This is a genomic window from Thermoanaerobaculia bacterium, from assembly GCA_035717485.1.
Taxonomy (GTDB): domain Bacteria; phylum Acidobacteriota; class Thermoanaerobaculia; order UBA5066; family DATFVB01; genus DATFVB01.
The window spans coordinates 1-17,405 of record DASTIQ010000247.1 but is presented as its reverse complement, the minus strand read 5'-3'; the positions used below and the strand labels follow the sequence as shown (position 1 = coordinate 17,405).

At 70.2% G+C, this 17,405-nt stretch carries 14 protein-coding genes; 9 read left to right on the top strand and 5 right to left on the bottom strand.

What is annotated here, in order from left to right; genetic code table 11:
- A partial coding sequence (locus VFS34_13255) for an MFS transporter (GenBank protein HET9795414.1) occupies positions 1-817 on the top strand: 817 nt, incomplete at its 5' end.
- 100 nt (positions 818-917) lie between these two features.
- On the opposite strand, the gene VFS34_13250 is transcribed toward VFS34_13255, so the two are convergent.
- From VFS34_13250 to VFS34_13235, 4 genes are all read right to left on the bottom strand, one after another.
- Positions 918-1,679, bottom strand: a complete 762-nt coding sequence (locus VFS34_13250; GenBank protein HET9795413.1) for a DedA family protein — start codon at positions 1,677-1,679, stop codon at positions 918-920.
- 75 nt (positions 1,680-1,754) lie between these two features.
- The gene (gene trxA / locus VFS34_13245; GenBank protein ID HET9795412.1) at positions 1,755-2,081 is read right to left on the bottom strand and encodes a thioredoxin; all 327 of its coding nucleotides are present in this window, start codon (positions 2,079-2,081) and stop codon (positions 1,755-1,757) included.
- A 40-nt stretch (positions 2,082-2,121) separates the two neighbouring features.
- Positions 2,122-2,904, bottom strand: coding sequence for a DUF547 domain-containing protein (locus VFS34_13240; GenBank protein ID HET9795411.1), 783 nt, complete (start codon positions 2,902-2,904; stop codon positions 2,122-2,124).
- Positions 2,889-4,931, bottom strand: a complete 2,043-nt coding sequence (locus tag VFS34_13235) for a GreA/GreB family elongation factor (protein ID HET9795410.1) — start codon at positions 4,929-4,931, stop codon at positions 2,889-2,891. The genes VFS34_13240 and VFS34_13235 overlap by 16 nt, the downstream gene beginning before the upstream one ends.
- A gap of 76 nt (positions 4,932-5,007) precedes the next feature.
- Between VFS34_13235 and VFS34_13230 the strand changes: the two genes are divergently transcribed.
- The 8 genes from VFS34_13230 (at position 5,008) to VFS34_13195 (ending at position 17,074) form a co-directional block, all read left to right on the top strand.
- Positions 5,008-5,892, top strand: coding sequence for a cation diffusion facilitator family transporter (locus VFS34_13230; GenBank protein HET9795409.1), 885 nt, complete (start codon positions 5,008-5,010; stop codon positions 5,890-5,892).
- 27 nt (positions 5,893-5,919) lie between these two features.
- Positions 5,920-8,880, top strand: a complete 2,961-nt coding sequence (locus VFS34_13225; protein ID HET9795408.1) for an EAL domain-containing protein — start codon at positions 5,920-5,922, stop codon at positions 8,878-8,880.
- 143 nt (positions 8,881-9,023) lie between these two features.
- The gene (locus VFS34_13220; protein ID HET9795407.1) at positions 9,024-9,749 is read left to right on the top strand and encodes a ZIP family metal transporter; all 726 of its coding nucleotides are present in this window, start codon (positions 9,024-9,026) and stop codon (positions 9,747-9,749) included.
- 122 nt (positions 9,750-9,871) lie between these two features.
- Positions 9,872-11,023: a DUF5666 domain-containing protein gene (locus tag VFS34_13215; GenBank protein ID HET9795406.1), complete on the top strand. Its 1,152-nt coding sequence runs from the start codon at positions 9,872-9,874 to the stop codon at positions 11,021-11,023.
- Between the two features lie 107 nt (positions 11,024-11,130).
- A complete protein-coding gene (locus VFS34_13210) occupies positions 11,131-11,457 on the top strand; it encodes a hypothetical protein (GenBank protein HET9795405.1) in 327 nt (108 codons plus the stop codon).
- Between the two features lie 43 nt (positions 11,458-11,500).
- The gene (locus VFS34_13205) at positions 11,501-12,808 is read left to right on the top strand and encodes a TolC family protein (protein HET9795404.1); all 1,308 of its coding nucleotides are present in this window, start codon (positions 11,501-11,503) and stop codon (positions 12,806-12,808) included.
- Positions 12,798-13,946: an efflux RND transporter periplasmic adaptor subunit gene (locus VFS34_13200; protein ID HET9795403.1), complete on the top strand. Its 1,149-nt coding sequence runs from the start codon at positions 12,798-12,800 to the stop codon at positions 13,944-13,946. The genes VFS34_13205 and VFS34_13200 overlap by 11 nt, the downstream gene beginning before the upstream one ends.
- Positions 13,943-17,074 (top strand): CusA/CzcA family heavy metal efflux RND transporter, encoded by a 3,132-nt coding sequence (locus VFS34_13195; GenBank protein ID HET9795402.1) that lies wholly within the window; start codon positions 13,943-13,945, stop codon positions 17,072-17,074. Before VFS34_13200 ends, VFS34_13195 begins: the two co-directional genes overlap by 4 nt.
- Positions 17,075-17,081: 7 nt before the next feature.
- On the opposite strand, the gene VFS34_13190 is transcribed toward VFS34_13195, so the two are convergent.
- Positions 17,082-17,405: hypothetical protein (locus VFS34_13190; GenBank protein ID HET9795401.1), on the bottom strand; the 324-nt coding region annotated here is incomplete at its 5' end.

Here is a 17,405-nt window from a genome sequence, read left to right as displayed (position 1 = left end):
CGGCCGCGTGTTCGCGGTGTTCTTCTGCGCGATCCCGGTCGGCTCCGCGCTCGGCTACGTGCTCGGGGGTTGGATGGACCAGCGATTCGGGTGGCGCGCGGCGTTCCTGCTCGCGGGCGCCCCCGGGCTCCTTCTCGCCTTTCTCGCGGGGCGGCTCGCCGACCCTCCGCGCCGGGATGACGGAGCGCCGGCTCCGCCGCCGTCGAGCGACGGTTCCGTCCTCGCCCGCTTCGCGGGGCTCGCCCGGATCGCCCCCTATCGCCGCGCGGTCATCGGCTACGCGGCGTACACGTTCGCCCTCGGCGCGCTCGCCTTCTGGACCCCCGCGTTTCTCGAGCGCGTGCGCGGCGTCCCTCGCTCCCAGGCGACGGTCCTCTTCGGGGCGATCGCCGTCGGAACGGGATTCGCCGGGACGTTCGCGGGAGGATGGCTGGGCGATCGGCTCCTCCGGCGCTCCCGCCACGCCTACCTCTGGGTCTCGGGAGTCGCGACCCTGCTCGCCGCGCCGGCGGCGCTGGTGGCGTTCACGTCGTCGTCGCGTCCCGTCTACGTCGCGGCGATCGTCGTTTCCGAGACGCTTCTCTTCGTCTCGACCGGACCGATCAACTCGGAAATCGTCAACTCCGTCCCGGCGGACCGCCGGGCCTCGGCGATCGCCCTCTCGACGTTCGCGATCCACCTGTTCGGCGACGTCCCGTCTCCCCCGCTCCTCGGGGCGATCTCCGACGCGACGTCGCTCGCGACCGCGTTCCTGCTGGTGCCGGCGGTGATCGCGCTGGCGGGCCTCATCTGGATCTGGGCCGCCGTCAAAGCCTAGATGCGAAGCGCCGAATTCCGGAATTCGAGACGAATTTCGGGGTTCGAAAATGAAAATGATCGGAATGCGGCCGGCCTCTTCGCGGCTGCCCGCGAATGCTTTACAGGCGCGGAAGCCGCCGGAGGCTGACCCCGCGGGCGCGCAACCAGACCTCCAGGTAAACGAGCAGCAGTACCGTTCCCGCGATCGCCGCGATCTTCCAGCCGGTCGCCCAGCGGACGAACGGAGAGGTTTCCTTCCACTTCTTCGCGTGGACGAGGATGTTTTCGAGGACGAAATAGCCGATCAGCGCGCCGGCGAGGACCAGCAGGATGGTCTCCGAGCGCTCCGCCCAGTGCAGGACGTCGCCGATCCTCCCCCCGAACCGGTCGCCGAGATAGACCCACACGAGCGCGTTGGCGAGCGCCGCCGTCGAGTCCGCGGCGAGGAACTTCCAGAGCGGCATCCGCGACGCTCCCGACGTGAAGAAGAGGACGGGCCGCAGGCCGTAGACGTACCGCCCCGCGACGATCGCGCGGAACTGGTACCGCCGGAACCGCTGCTTGACGGCCTCGATCTTTTCCTTCCGGAAGATCTTCGCGAGCCAGGGCCGCTTCTCGAGGTTCCCCCCGAGGAGCCGGCCGATTCCGTAGAGCGCGGTGTCGCCCATCACGGCGGCGACGAGCGCCGAGACGACGATCGGCCAGAACCGCGCGAGATCCTGGTACACGACGTACCCGGCGAGCAGCAGGATCGACTCTTCGGGCGGGCTCGGGCCGAACGCCCCGACGAAGAGGAGGACGAACACTCCGACCACCGTCTCGCGCTCGAGGTAGTGCTCGACCGCGGCGATCGCGTGAGTGGCCAGAAGCGGATGCGTCACGGGCGGCTTTCGCCGGGAGGATAACAAAACGCCCGCCGGGGCGGCGGGCGCGGGACGACCGGGGACGGCCGCGGATCAGAGGTTGCGGTCGATGAACTGCTGGAACTGCCCTTTCGGCATCGCTCCCATCGTCCGGTCCGCGGCCTCGCCGTTCTTGAACAGGATGAACGTCGGGATCGAAGTGACCATGAACTTCTGCGCGACCTCGGGCGAGTCGTCGACGTTGATCTTCGCCATCTTGACCTTGCCGTCGTACTGGCTGGCGAGCTCCTCGACGATCGGGGCGACCGAACGGCACGGCCCGCACCACGGCGCCCAGAAATCCACGAAGACGGGGGTCGCGCTCTTCACGACCTCGGTCTCGAACGAATCGTCGGAAACTTCCCGGACCTTTTCAGACATTCCGAATCCTCCATGCCGGAAAACGCGGAAGCGGCTCCTTCTATTCCCGGCCGCGCCCCGCCGTCCGGTCGTTCAGGCTCCAATCATAGTCGAGATATTCGAGGCGAAAAGCGCCGCGGGCGAGCCACCCGCGGAAACGCGCGGGCGCGTATTCCGACAGCAGGCGCGGGATTCCGGCTCGCTCGAAATCCCCGCGATACCAGTCCAGGTACCGGGGCGCCCGCACGAGATTCTCCGCGGGCTCGAACTGCCAGAGATCGGGCCGCGCGAGCCACGCCCGCATCCGCTCGTCCAGCCGTCTCGACAGTCCTTCCGCCGCGAACGCGCGGCGGTCGAGGGGCGGGCAGGAGCGCGAGGCGCAGACCATCGCGGCGTGCGCGCGATAGCCCCCGAGGGCGACCGCGGCGTGCTCGATCTCGTCGAGCGAGCAGAGGCGTCCGCCGAAGCGGTGAGTTTCGGCGGTGAACGCCCCGGGGATGGCTCGAATCGAGGCCACGGGATAGCGGTCGAGCACGGTCTCGATGATGAACGCGTTGTACGCGTTGAAGAGCGACGCGAGCCTCGCGTCGGGGGGAGGCGGCGGCGCGGCCTCGGCGAAGCCCGCGATCACCTCGCGGAGCCGCTTTCGGTCCTCGGCGTCGCCCCTCCAGTCCGCGTACGCGACGAGTCCTCGCCCGTCGACGTACTTCGACAGAAGCGTCGTCCATTCCGCGGAATCCGCCGCCGCGGGAAAGGCGGTGACGGGCGTCTCCGCGCGTACCGGGACGGCCAGGAACGCGGCGCCGGCGAGCGCCGCGGCCGCGATCTTCAGGTCTCCCGCCAAGGGCGGATCGCCCCGATTCTCCACTCTTCGCCGTCGAGGAGGACGGCGTCCCCGGGCTTGTTTCCGAGGAGTTTCTGGGCGAATTCGGACTGGTACGAATAGATGCCCTCCTCGGGCCGCGAATCCCAGGGCCCGAGAACCGCGGCTTCCCGCGAGCGTTCCCCGGCGGTGAGCACGACTCGCGTTCCGACGCGGACTTCCGACGTGTCGACGCGCGCCGGATCGAGCGGCCGGGCGCGCGCGAGGTCGCCTCGCAGAGTGGCGACGCGCGCCGCGAGGAACTCCTGCCGGGCCCGCGCCGAGTGGTACTCGAAATTCTCCCGGAGGTCCCCCATCGCCGCCGCTTCCTGGATCGCCCGGCCGTTCTTCGGCATCTCGACGGTCAGGAGCTGCTCGAGCTCGGCACGGCGCGCTTCCAGGGATTCGGGCGTGACGTACAAGGGCTCGACGCGCGGCCCCCGAAGATCCGGGAACCGGCGGTGGACCGCCTGCTTCAGGTCGTCGCGCCGGAACTCCTCGAGCCCGGGCGCGCGCTCGGCGGTGGTGAGGAGCCTCCTCGCCTCGTCTTCGTCCGCCACGCGGGCGACGAGCTCGAGCGCCAGCCCGCCGCGGTCGAACATCGTCTTCAGCTTTGCGCGGTGCGGCGCGAACTCCGGAAGGCGGAGCGCCTCGAGGAGCGCGAAGAGCGTCGGCGGGCCGAAGAGAGCGGCGGCGTGCGGCAGCTCCGCGCGTTTCTCCGCCAGCCAGAGGAACGCGCGCGGCGCGGTTCGCGGGTTCGCGGCGATCCGGGCGGCGAGCGCTTCGCGGACGGCGGGCGCCCCCTCGGCGAGCGCGCCGTCGATCGCCGCGAGCGTGCGGGCGTCGTCTTCTCCCGCGAAGAGCTCCGCGAAGACTTCGCTCCATCGCGGGTCGCGTTCGCGGATTGCGCGGTACGCCTTCCAGCGAAGCGCGGGATCGGGCAGCGCGCGCGAGACCTCGGCTCCGCCGGGCGCGTTGGCCAGATCCGCCGCGGCGACGGGCGCGGCGACGCCGCTCTTCCCCTCCTCGAGGAAGAGGGCGATCTCGAGACGCTCCGCCGGGGTCGCCTCCCGCCATCCCTCTCCCGCGAGCGACTCCGCGAAGTACGAGAGGAGCTCGGGGCGGCGAACGTTCTTGCGGGCGATCTCCAGCCGCCGCGCCACCGGGGCGGCCGTGAACTCCTCCCGCACGGAGTCGCTCGCGGCTTCCGCCGAGGCGCGCCACTGGTATCCGGCGTTCTTCCCGGTCCCCGAGACGACGAGCTGGGGGTGCTTGCGGGCGGCGTTCCAGAAGGACGTCCACCGCTCCGCGGGCACGACGCTCGCGAACGCGTCCTTGATCTCGGCCGCGGTGACCGGCCGCCCCATGCTCTCGATCAGGTGCCGGACGGCGCCCGCGGGATCCGCGAGCGACCGCTCCCGGAGAGCCGCGCGGTCCTCGAGCCGGTCCCGCCGGAAGTCTCCGGGAGGAAGCGGGACGAGGTTCTTCGCGGCCGCCCCGGGGGGAAGCGAGAGTTTCTCTCCCCCCTCGAATTCGAAGCGCACGGCGTCGATCGCGGGAGAAAGCTCGACGACGCGGCCCGCCCCGTGCCCGGCGAAGAAATAGACGTCCCCCGGCGCGAACCGGACCCATCGGCGGAGGCGCTCCGCGGCGTCGACGACGTTGGCCCGTGCCGGGAGGAAATGCGCGATCAGGACCTCCAGCGACGGATGGTCGGGCCAGGCGAACCGGAACGCGTCCGCGATCTCCTCGGGAGACGCCGCCTTGTTCGGGAACGCGCGGGCGATCTCGAGGAGAGTCTCCAGCCGCGCGCGGTAGAGTCCCTGCTCCTCCTGCGCGGCGGCCAGGCGGGCCAGCAGAGCCCGCGGTTTCTCCTTCTCGCCGCGCTTCTTCATTTCCCGGGTGATCGAGAACAGCGACTCGACGTCCTCCGCGGAACGGGCGAGGATCTCGGCGAACGCCTCTTCGTCGCCGGTCCCCCGGCTCTTCTTCGGCTCGGTCACGTCCATCGGCCGATCATATTCGCTCCGCGCCGCGAGGGGACGGAGCGGGGGACGGCGGCGGCGCCGGGGGATAATCCGGCCGATGGGGCCCGAATCCCGCGCCGAGACCCGCCGCCGCCTCGGAGGGGCGCTCGCCGTCTCCGGCGTCCTCTTCGCGGTCGAGGCGGTCGGGGGCGCGATCGCGCACAGCCTCGCGCTCTGGGCAGACGCCGGCCACGTGCTGACCGACGCGGCCGCCCTCTCCCTCTCCTACATCGCGGTCCGGATCGCGGAACGGGGCGCGAGCGCGCGGCACACCTTCGGCCTCTACCGTGCCGAGATCCTCGCCGCGTTCATCAACGCGCAGGTCCTCCTCGTCATCTGCGGCGCGATCCTCTGGGAAGCCTGGCGGCGGCTCGAGCACCCGGCGGACGTCGCGCCGCTTCCGATGCTCGTCTTCGGCGCGGTCGCGCTCGCGGGCAACATCCTCTCCGTCCGCCTCCTCCATTCCCACCGCAACGAGAGCCTCAACGTCAAGGGCGCCTACCTGGAGGTCGCGGCCGACGCGCTCGCGGCCGCCGCGGTGGTCCTGGGGGCCGTCGCGATCGCGGCGACGCACGAGGCGTGGATCGACCCGGCCCTCTCGGCCGCGATCGCGGTGTTCATCCTCCCGCGGACCGTCTCCCTCCTCCGGCAATCCGCCCACATCCTGCTCGAGGGCGCGCCGGCCGAGGTCGACCAGCCGGGGCTCACTCTGGGCCTGCGGGAGCTTCCGGGAGTCCTGTCGGTGCACGACCTGCACGTCTGGACGCTCACGTCCGGCGTGCACTGCGCCAGCGTCCACGTCGCGGTCGCCCCCGGGACGGACGGATCCGCCGTCCTCCGGAAGGTCGAAGAGAGGCTCCGGGCCGACCACCACGTCGAGCACGCGACGATCCAGATCGAGGTCCGGGAGCCCGCCGAGTGCGCGCCTCTTGTTCGCCACTGACCCCGATGGGAAGATGACCGCTCGAGCATGAACTCCGGTCCCCTTCCGCCCCCTGCGAGCGGCGGCGAGCTCTTCCGGGCGCTCGTCGAGAACAGCACGGACGGCATCGCCCTCCTCGACCGGGGCGGACACTTCCTGTTCGCGAGCGCGTCTCACGAACGGCTCCTCGGCTATCGCCCCGCCGAGCTCGTCGGACGCGACGCGTTCTCGCTGATCCACGACGACGACCTCCAGAACGCGCGGGCGCTGTTCGCCGACCTGATGGAGCATCCCGGCCGCACCGCCGTCGCGGAATTCCGGGTCCGGCACCGGGACGGCTCGTGGCGGGAGATCGAGGGGAGCGGCACGAACCGCTTCGGCGAGCCCGGCGTCGACGCGTTCGTCGTCAATTTCCGGGACTTCACGGAACGGAACCGGACGCAGCGCGAGCTCCGCCTGCTGCAGGACTCGATGCGGAGCGTTTCCGACCTCGTCCGGATCACCGACCTCGACGATCGGCTCCTCTTCGTCAACGCCGCGTTCCTCGACACCTACGGATACCGGGCCGAGGAGGTTCTCGGCCGGCGCGTGACCACGCTCTGGTCGCCGAGAACCCCGGACTCGCAGGCCGCCGAGATCCTCCGCGGGAGCCGCCGGTCGGGGTGGAAGGGCGAGGTCGTCACGGTCGCCCGCGACGGGCGGGAGATCCCCGTCGAGCTCGTGACGTCCCCGATCCGAGACGAGAAGGGCGAGGTCGTCGGCCTGATCGGGATCGGCCGGGACATCACGGAGCGCCGGGAAGCGGAACGGCTCCAGTCCGCGCTCTACCGCATCGCGGAAACCGCCTCCTCGGTGGAAGACCTGCCGCACTTCTACGCGGCCATCCACCGGATCGTCGGAGAACTCATGGACGCCCGCAATTTCTACGTGGCGCTCCGGGACCGGGCGACGGGCCGGCTGACCTTTCCCTACTTCGCCGACGAGGCGGAGACGGCGCCTCCCGCGGGAGCCTCCGGGGGCCTCACGGACTACGTCATCGCGACCGGCGAGCCGCTGCTCGCCTCTCCCGAGCAGTTCGACGCCCTCGTCCAGCGGGGCGCGGTCGCGCCCCGCTGCGCGCCCTCGATCGACTGGCTCGGCGCCCCCCTCCGCACGGAAGGGGGAGTCTTCGGCGCGCTCGTCGTCCAGAGCTACTCGCCCGAACGTCGGTTCCGCGAAAAGGACCGCGACATCCTGATGTTCGTCTCCCGGCACATCGCGTCGGCGATCGCCCGCCGGCGCGCCTCCGAGGCGCTGCGCGACGCCGACCAGTTCCGCGAGCGGGTGCTCGAGAGCGCGACGAACGCGATTTTCGCGCTCGATCGGCGCGGCCGTTTCACGCTCGTGAACCGGCGCGCGTGCGAGATCACGGGGTACGCGACGGAGGAGTTGATCGGTTTTCCGGCGGAGCGCCTGATTCCCTTCTCGCGCCTGGCCGAGGTCCGCGCGCAGTTCCGGAAGGCGGCCCGCGACCGCGTGCTCGTCTCGCTCTTCGAGACCGATCTCGTCCGCCGGGACGGGTCTCTCGCGCCGATCACCTTCTCGATCGCGCCGCTGGTCGCCGGCCGCCGGGTCATCGGTCTGGCGGGAACCGCGGAGGACATCACCGAGCGCCGCCGGGCGCAGGAGAGGATCGAACATCTCGCCTACCACGACGCGCTGACGGGACTTCCGAACCACGCGCTGCTCCAGGACCGCCTCGAGATCGCGATCTCCCGCGCGCGCCACGATGCGAGATCGATCGCCGTCCTGTTCCTGGACCTCGACCGTTTCAAGGTGGTCAACGACAGCCTCGGCCATCCGATGGGGGATCGGCTCCTGCAGCGCGTCGGCGAGCGTCTGACGAGCGTCGTGCGCCAGGGGGACACCGTCGCCCGGCTGGGCGGCGACGAATTCGTCGTCGTGCTCTCGGACCTGAAGAACGTCGAAGACGCCGCAAGGATCGGCGAGAAGATCGTCTCCGGGATCCGCCTCCCCTTCCGGATCGGGGACGAGGAGCTCTTCGTCACGACGAGCCTCGGGATCAGCGTCTTCCCGAGCGACGGGGACTCGGGCGAGACGCTGATCAAGAACGCGGACACGGCGATGTACCGCGCGAAGGAACAGGGCCGGGACAACTTCCAGCTCTTCACGCCGGTCCTGAACGAGCGCTCGGTCAACCGGCTGGCCCTCGAGACCGGTCTCCGCCGCGCGGTCGAGAACGGGGAGCTGAGGCTCCATTACCAGCCGATCGTCGATCTCGCGACGGGGGAGACGGTGGCCGTGGAAGCCCTCGTGCGATGGCAGCATCCGGATCGCGGCCTCGTCCTCCCCACCGATTTCATCCCGCTCGCCGAGGAGACCGGGTTGATCGTTCCCCTCGGGGCCTGGGTGCTCGCGACCGCCGCCGGGCAGATCCGACGCTGGCGCGACGCCGGGCGGCGCCCGCCGCGGGTGGCGATCAATTTCTCGACGCGCCTCCTCGCGATCCCGACCCTTCCCGGCGACATCGGCCGCGCCCTGCGGGACGCCGGCGTGGAACCCTCGGACCTCGAGATGGAGATCACCGAGAGCGTCGCGATGAACAACCCCGACGAGAGCCTCGCGGTGCTCTACGCGGTCCGGCAGCTCGGCGTGCGCATCAGCATGGACGACTTCGGAACCGGCTACTCCTCCCTCGGAATGCTGAAGCGGCTTCCGATCGACACGCTGAAGCTCGACCGCGCGTTTCTCCGGGACATCGACACGAGCGTCGACGACGCCGCGATCTCCCGCGCGGTGATCGTGCTCGCCCACGGCATGAAGCTCACGGTCACCGCCGAGGGGGTGGAAACGGAAAGCCAGCTCGCCTTCCTGCGGCGCCACCGGTGCGACCACGCCCAGGGGTTCCTCCTCTGCCGCCCCGTCCCGGCCGCGAAGCTCGAAGAGGTGCTCGCCCGGGGCATCGGCGCGCTCGAGCGTACGGCGGCCGAATCGGAGCCCGGCGACTGACCGCCGTCCCGCGAAAATCCGTTCTTCCTTCCGCGGCGGCCGGAAATTCGCGCCGAACGGTTCCGGAGCTGACGTGGATTGTCACCTCGGCCGTTCCCGAGAACTCCGAAGACGAAGATTCTCCGACGTATGATCCCGCACGAATGGCCGTCTTCCTCGCGCTGCTGACCTTCTTCTCGACGATGGCGGGCGGAATCGTGGGGCGCCGCTCGGGAAGACGGCTCCATCTCGTACTCGGGCTCGCCGCCGGAATGCTGCTCGGCGCCGCCCTCTTCGACCTCCTGCCCGAAGGGCTGGCGATCGCGGAGTCGCTCGGGCGGCGGCCCGTCCTCGTCACGGGGTTCGCCGCCGGGGGCTTCCTCGTGTTCCATCTCCTCGAGAAATTCCTCGCCTTCCACTCGCATCCCGAACCGAACTACGGAGAGCCCGGGCACTCGCACGCCGGGGATCTCGGCGCGCTCGCGGTGACCATCCACAGCTTCTTCGACGGGGCCGCGATCGGCGTGGGCTTCCAGGTGTCCTCTTCGGCGGGCGCCGCGGTCGCCGCCGCCGTGATCGCGCACGACTTCTCGGACGGCCTGAACACGGCGATGCTGCTGAAGGAAAAGAGCGATTCCCGCGCGAACGCCTGGCTCGTCGCCGACGCCGCGGCGCCGTGTCTCGGCGCCGCCTCGACGCTCCTCTGGAAGTTTCCGCCCGCCCTGCTCGCTCCCGCGCTCGGGCTCTTCGGGGGTTTCTTCCTGTACCTCGGGGCCGCTCACCTCCTTCCCGAGGCTCATCGGACCGGTTCCGGAATTCCGGTCGCGCTCTCGACCGTCGTCGGTTTCGCCATCCTCCTCGGCGTCTCGCTCTTCGTGAAGGCCGGTTGACGTGGCGGGGGATTTGCTACAATCCCCGCAGGCGTCCGAGGGTTTCTGAAATCCCCTTGCTCGGAATTCCCCGAAAGGGTGTTGCAGAGTCCTCCGGAGCCTAATCGCGAGGAGGACCTTCCATGCGTTTTCGGTTCCGATTCTCCCCAATTGGCCTCTGTCTCCTCTTTCTCTCCGCGGTCGCGGTCGGCCCCGCCCGCGCCGACCGTGGCCACGTCCGGATCACGGCGCCTTCCCTCGGCCATCTCGGCCTCGCTCCCGCGGACGGGCGCGGCCACGACGGCGCGGAGCTCGAGGGAACGGTTACCGGCGTCGACACGATCGGGGGAACGATCTCGCTGACCGACGACCAGCTCGGCCCGGTCGTGGTCACGCTCCAGGACACGACGATCATCCGCCACGGGTGGACGGTGATGACCGCCGACCAGATCGCCGTCGGTGCCCGAATTCACGTCAAGGCCGCGCCGCAGGACGGGGGCGGATATCTCGCGTTCGTCATCTTCGTCCAGAACAACGGAGGCGGCGGCTCGCAGGGCGGCTCCGGAACGGAGTGCGATACCGAGGTCCAGGGAACCGTGAGCGCGATCGACTGCGGCGCGAACACGATGACCGTCACGACCGATTCGGGCGACATCGACGTCACGTTCGACACGAACACGCAGTTCTTCACGAAGGGCCACACGGCGTCGACCTGCGACCAGATCCAGCTCGGAGACACCGTCGAGGTCTGCGGGACGCAGGGCGACACGTCCGTTCTCGCCGCGAACGTCAACATCGAAGCGCCGGATTCCTGCCAGGACGAAATCTCCGGAACCGTCAGCGGAACGCCCGACTGCGGCGCCGGCACGATGGTCGTGACGACCGGCTCCGGCGACGTCGACGTCACGCTGACCGACACCACGCAGTACTTCGGGCCGCATCACACTCCGGCCGCCTGTGCCGACGTCGCGGACGGGGATGCCGTCGAAATCGAGGGCACGCTCCAGACTGACGGCAGCATCGTGGCCTGCAAGGTGAGCTTCGAGCCGCCCGAGGTCGAAGACGTCGAGGTGTCCGGCACGATCACCGGGGCGCCGGACAGCGGAACCCAGACCTTCGTTCTCACGCTCGAGGACGCGAGCACGGTCACGATCGATGTCAATTCCAGCACCGTCATCCAGCAGGACCACAACGCCATGACGTTCGCCGACCTGGCGGATGGAATGAGTGTCGAAGTCCAGGGCACGCTCCAAACCGACGGAAGCATCCTCGCGACGAAGATCTCGATCGAGTAGGGCTCGTCCCTCCTCCGGCTGAAAGTCGGCCCGGCCCGCGCTTGCGGGCCGGGCTTTTTTTCGCTCTCCCGTTGGAATTTCCGGCCGGATCTGCTAACCTGCGCCCGATGAGGACCACCACCATCCGCCGGCGGAAGGCCTTCGCGCTCCTCGGAACGATGCTGTTCCTGCTGGTGGCGGTCTCCTTCCATTCCGCGGCGGACAACGACCTCGGGCGCGCCGCTTCGGAATCCCGGGTCGCGGTCCCGTCGGCGCTTCCCGGCGGCGACAGCTGCCCCGCGTGCGCCCTCGACGGCCTCGTCAGCGTGGCTTCGGCATTCGCTCCGCCGGTGGGAACCCTCGCGCTCGCCGAACGCCTGGCTTCCCCGATTCCCGCCCGCCCGTTCGTCGCTCCGCGCGCCTCCGTCGAGAGCCGCCCTCCCCCGGCCGCCTGATCCCCTCTTCCCCGTCTCTTCCACATTTCGAGAGGAGGTCGCCTTGCGGTCGGGGCTCGTTCCGTGTTTCTTCCGGTTGTTCCGTGTCGCCGCGCTCGCCGCGTCCGGCTTCGCCGCGCTCGTCTCGCCCCCGGCGGCGGCCGAAGACGTCGCGCGCGTCTCGCGTCCGGACGCGGTGGCCGAGGCTCTCGCGCGGAACCCGCAGATCGCCGCGGCGCGCGCCCAGGTCGAACAGGCGCGGGCCGGGATCGCCCAGGCCACGGCCTTTCCGGACCCGGCCTTCGCGTGGACGTACGAGCAGCAGTCGAGCCTCGGGAATTTCGGCTCGGCGCAGACGCGCGACGTCGGCGCGAGTCTCACGATCCCGTTTCCCGACAAGTTCCGGCTGAACCGCCGCGTCTCGGGAGCGGCCCTCCGCGCGGCGGAGCTCTCCTGGACGCAACTGAGGCAGCAGATCGCCTCGCAGACCGCGACCGCCTTCGACGCGCTCATGGTCGCGGAGGCGCAGCTCGAGAACGACCGCGAGGCCGAACGGATATCGCAGGACGTGCTCGCCAAGACCCAGGCGCGCTTCGACGCGGGAACGGTCGCCCGCCTCGACGTGCTGCAGGCGAAGGTCGCCTTCGCGCAGGCGAGGAACCAGACGATCGCCGACGAGAGGACGCTCATGACCGCGCGGGCCTCCCTGAACCGCCTGCTGGCGCGCCCCCCCGGCGCTCCGATCGAGCCCGCGGGCAAGCTCGAGGTCCCGCCCGCGCCGGCGGAGGTCGGCGATCTCCTCGCCCGCGCGGTGGCGCATCGCCCGGAGATCGCGTCGATCGTCGCCCAGCGGGAAGGCGCGCGATTCGCGGCGAAGCTGGCCCGCGAGTTCTGGTTCCCCGATCTGAACATCTCGCTCTTCCGGAATCACACGGAAGGCTTTCCGGCGGCGTATTCGACTTCGGGAGCGATCGCCGTACCGCTCTTCTTCTGGCAGCACGAGAAGGGGGACGTCGCGGCGGCCGAAGCCCGCCAGGCGGAGCTCGCCGCCGACGAGACGGTCACGCGGGCGCAGGTCGAGCTCGACGTCCGGACGGCCTGGGCGGCCGCCGACTCGGCGCGCCGGCAGGCGGTCTGGATCCGCGACGAGCTGTTGCCGCAGGCCAACGACGCTTTCCACGTCGCCTCCGAGAGCTACGCCCTGGGGGGGTCTTCCGCCGTCGACCTGATCAACGCCCGTTCCGCGCTGCTCGCCGCCACCTCTCAGCTCACGCAGGCGCTCGGGGCCGCCAACGACGCCGCCGCCCAGCTCGACCTCGCGGTGGGGGACTACGTCCCTTCCGCTTCGCAAGGAGACTCGAATGTTCCCTGACGCCCGGACCGCCCGCATCGCCCTCGCGGGCGCGGTCTTCCTCGCCGCGGCCTGCGCCCGCCGAGGCGCACCGCCCCCCGCTCCGGCCTCCGCCGCGGCACCCTCCGGCCTTTCGCTCACCCCGGAGCAGCGGAGCCGGATCACCGTCCAGGAAGTCCGCGAAGCCCCGTTCCACCGGACGATCGAGTCGACCGGGACCGTCGCGTTCGATCAGAACGCTTCGACGCAGGTGATCGCCGGGATCTCGGGACCCGTCGCCCGCGTCCTGACGCCGCCCGGGACCCGGGTGTCGGCGGGGCAGGCGCTCGCCGAAGTCACGTCTCCCGATTTCGCCTCCGCCGTTTCAGGATACCGGAAGTCGGCGGCGTCGGCGGCGAACCTCCGCCGGATCGCCGACCTCGACAAGAAGCTCTTCGACGCGGGCGGGATCTCGCGCCGCGAAATGCAGCAGGCCGAAACGGAAGCCCTCTCGGCGGAAGCCGACCGCGACGCCTCCCTCGCCCAGCTGCGGTCGATCGGCATTCCCGAAGCCACGGTCCGGGCGCTCCAGGAGGGTCGTGCCGCGGAATCTCCCCACGCCGTCATCCGGTCCCCGATCGCGGGAACCGTCGTCGAGCGGCTCATCTCCCCCGGCCAGCTCCTGCAGGCCGGCACGACGGCCTGCTTCACGATCGCCGATCTCTCGCGCGTCTGGGTGATCGCCAACGTCTTCGAACAGGACGTGCCGTTCGTCTCCGTCGGCGCCGCGGCCGACGTCTCCGCGGGTTCGGCGGAGGCGCCGATGGGAGGGACGGTCGAATACGTCGCCTCGCTCGTCGACCCCTCGACGCGCGCGATCGGCGTGCGCGTCGTCCTCCGGAATCCGAGCGGGCTCCTCAAGAAGGACCAGTACGTGCGCGTCGCGATCCACTCCCCCCGCGAGAGCCGGGGCGTGCTGCTCCCGGCCTCGGCCGTCCTTCGGGACGACGAGAACCTCCCGTTCGTCTACGTCGAGGCGGCCGGCGGGTCCTTCCTCCGGCGGCGGATCGACCTCGGCTCCCGCGAGGGCGACCGGATCGAAGCGCGCTCCGGCGTTCGGGCGGGAGACCGGGTCGTCGTCGAGGGCGCGCTCTTCATGCAGTTCGCGGAAAGCCAGTGAGCGAAGCCGGCCTTCCCCCGCCGGAGAATCCGCCCCGGACGGCCTCGGTGATCAACCGGGTCGTTTCCTCGGCGCTCCGCCAGCGCTTCCTCGTCCTCTTCCTCGCGCTCGTGCTCGCCGCGGCCGGCGTGTGGTCGTTCACCCGGCTGCCCGTCGACGCTTATCCCGACCTCTCTCCGCCGATGGTCGAAATCATCACGCAGTGGCCGGGCAAGGCGGCCGAGGAGGTCGAACGGCTCATCACCGTCCCGGTCGAGGTCGAGATGAACGGCATCCCGGCGATGACGACGATCCGCTCGATCTCGCTCTACGGACTCTCCGACGTGCGCCTGACGTTCCAGACCGGGACCGACAACAACTTCGCGCGCCAGCAGGTCTTCGAGAGGATCCCCGATCTCGGGCTCCCGGACGGGGTGTCGCCCTCGGTCGCCCCGCTCTTCTCCCCTTCGGGCCTGATCTACCGGTACGTGCTGGAGAGCCCCGACCGGTCGCCGATGGAGCTGAAGACCATCGAGGACTGGATCGTCGAGCGGCAGTTCAAGTCCGTGCCCGGGGTCGCGGACGACTCGGGCCTCGGCGGGCAGACGATGCAGTACCACGTCCTGCTCGATCCCGCGAAAATCGCCGGAGCCGGACTCTCGGTACCCGCCGTGGTCTCGGCGCTCGCGGCCAACAACGGGAACGCCGGGGGCGGCTTCTATTCGCAGGGCGGCCAGTTCTACTACGTCCGCGGCCTCGGCCGGCTCCGAACGCCGGACGACATCGGAAACGTCGTCCTCGCCGTCCACAACGGAGTTCCCGTGCTCGTGCGGGACGTCGCGCGGGTCGAGATCGGAATCGCTCCGCGTCTCGGCCAGTTCGGGTTCGACGACCAGAAGGACGCCGTCGAGGGCGTCATTCTCATGCGCAAGGGGGAGCAGGCCCAGGTCGTTCTCCGGAGAGTCGAGGCGAAAACCCGCGAGCTGAACACGTCGATTCTCCCGAAGGACGTCCGGATCCGTCCCTTCTACGACCGCCGCGACCTGATCGCGCTCACGACCCGGACCGTCGAGGACAACCTCCTCCGCGGAATGGTTTTCGTGATCCTGATCCTCGTCTTCTTCCTGTACGACGTGCGCACCGGCCTGATCGTCGCGGTCACGATCCCCCTGTCGCTCCTCTTCGCCTTCATCTGCCTCGACCTCCGCCACGTCCCGGCGAATCTCCTGTCGATCGGCGCGATCGACTTCGGCATCCTCGTCGACGGCGGTGTCGTCATGGTCGAGAACATCTTCCGACGGGTCGCGATGCGCGAGGGCCGCCCCTTCCGGATCCTGGAAGTGATCGCGGAGGCCGCGGCGGAGGTCGACCGGCCGATCTTCTACGCCGTCGCGGTCATCGTGGCGGGCTTCCTCCCGATCTACGTCCTCACCGGACCGTCGGGTCTTCTCTTCAAGCCGATGGCGGACACGACGATCTTCGCCCTCGTCGGCGCCCTCGTCCTGACCCTCACGCTCCTCCCCGCGCTCTGCTCCTGGGCGCTGCGGCGCGGCGTCCGCGAGCGCCGCAATGCCGTGATGGAGGCGATCAAGCGGACGTACGGGCGAGTCCTCGACCGGTGCCTCGCCCACCCGCGGGCGACGACCGGCATCTCGGTCGCGATCCTGGCGGCCTCGCTCCTGCTGATCCCGTCGATCGGCGCGGAATTCATGCCGAAACTCGACGAGGGCGCGCTCTGGGTGCGCGCCACGATGCCCTACACGATCTCCTTCGAGGAGTCCGCGAAGATCACGCCGCAGATCCGCGCGATCCTCCGATCTTTCCCCGAAGTGACCGACGTCGGATCCGAGCACGGAAGACCCGACGACGGGACGGACCCGACGGGCTTCTTCAACGCCGAGTTCTACGTCGGCCTGCGTCCGTATCGGGAGTGGAAGTCCGGGAGGCGGACGAAGCCGGAGCTGATCGCGGCGATCGACCGGAAGCTCTCGGCCTTCCCCGGGATCATCTTCAACTACACCCAGCCGGCGGAGGACGCGGTCGACGAGGCCGAGACCGGTTTGAAGAGCGCGCTCGCCGTCAAGGTCTTCGGCCCCGATCTCGCGGTCCTCGAAGCGAAGGCGAAGGAGATCAAGCACGTCCTCGAGGAGACCCGCGGCATCCGGGACGTGAGCATCGCGCAGGAGCTCGGGCAGCCGAGCCTGACCATCACGATCGACCGGGCGAAGATCGCCCGCTACGGGGTCAACGTCGCGGACGTGAACGACCTGATCGAGGCCGCGGTCGGGGGGACGGCGGCGACCCAGGTCGTCCAGGGAGAGAAGCTCTTCGACCTCGTCGTGCGGCTGGAGCCCCGCTTCCGCCAGAACGCGGAGGAGATCGGGGACATCCTCGTCGCGACGCCGGGGGGGCCGCAGGTGCCTCTCAAGGAGCTTGCGGACATCCGGATCGCCAGCGGCGCTTCGTTCATCTACCGCGAGGACAATTCGCGCTACATCGGGGTGCAGTACTCGGTCGCGGGTCGGGATCTCGCGAGCGCCGTCGAGGACGCCCAGGCCCGCATCGGGGAGGCCCTCCGCCTTCCGCCGGGGTACCGCCTCGTCTGGGGGGGCGAGTATCGCGACTACACGGCGTCCCGCCGGCAGATGAAGCTCGTGCTCCCGTCGACGCTCTTCCTCATCTTCCTCATCCTCTTCGCCCTCTACAGCAACTTCAAGTTCCCGATCATCACGGTGGCGGCCGTCCTCCTGTCCTCGCCGGTCGGGGGGCTGGTCGCGCTCTGGGCGACGGGCACGCCCTTCTCCGTCTCCTCCGGGATCGGCTTTCTCGCGCTCTTCGGAGTGTCGGTCCAGACGGCCGTGATCTACGTTTCGTACGCGAACGAGCTCCGGCGCGACGCGGGAATGGGGATCCGCGAAGCGACGCGGGAAGCCGCCCTGCTGAGACTGCGCCCGATCATGATGACCGCTCTGGTCGCGGCGTTCGGCCTCCTCCCGGCAGCCCTGTCGACGGGGATCGGGTCGGATTCGCAGAGGCCGTTCGCGCTCGTGATCGTCGGAGGCCTGATCTCGCGCCTGCTGCTCTCGGTCTTCCAGATGCCGGTGCTCTACGCCCTCGTCGCCCGGCCGGGAGACCGGCTCGAGGTCTGATCTCCCTTCAGTCGAGACCCTCCCGCGCGGCCAGGGTGGACACGGCGCCGCGCAGACGGGTCCGAAGGGTCAGGATCTGGACCTGCAGGAGCTTCCGGCGCGTCGACGCGGCGCGGGCCTGAGCCCGCTTCGCGCGCGCGAGACGCCTCGCGAACCGCCGGAAAACCCGGCGCTCGGAGGTTCCCGGGAGCCAGTCGCGCCGGAACCGGCGGCCCGAGACGAGCGCCTCGAGGTCTTCCGGACGGATGGTCCCGAGAACCACTTCGCCGGCGAGCTCGCGTTGCGCCAGGGCGCGCCACCGCGCCTCTCTCACGGCCGCGGCCGCAGCGCC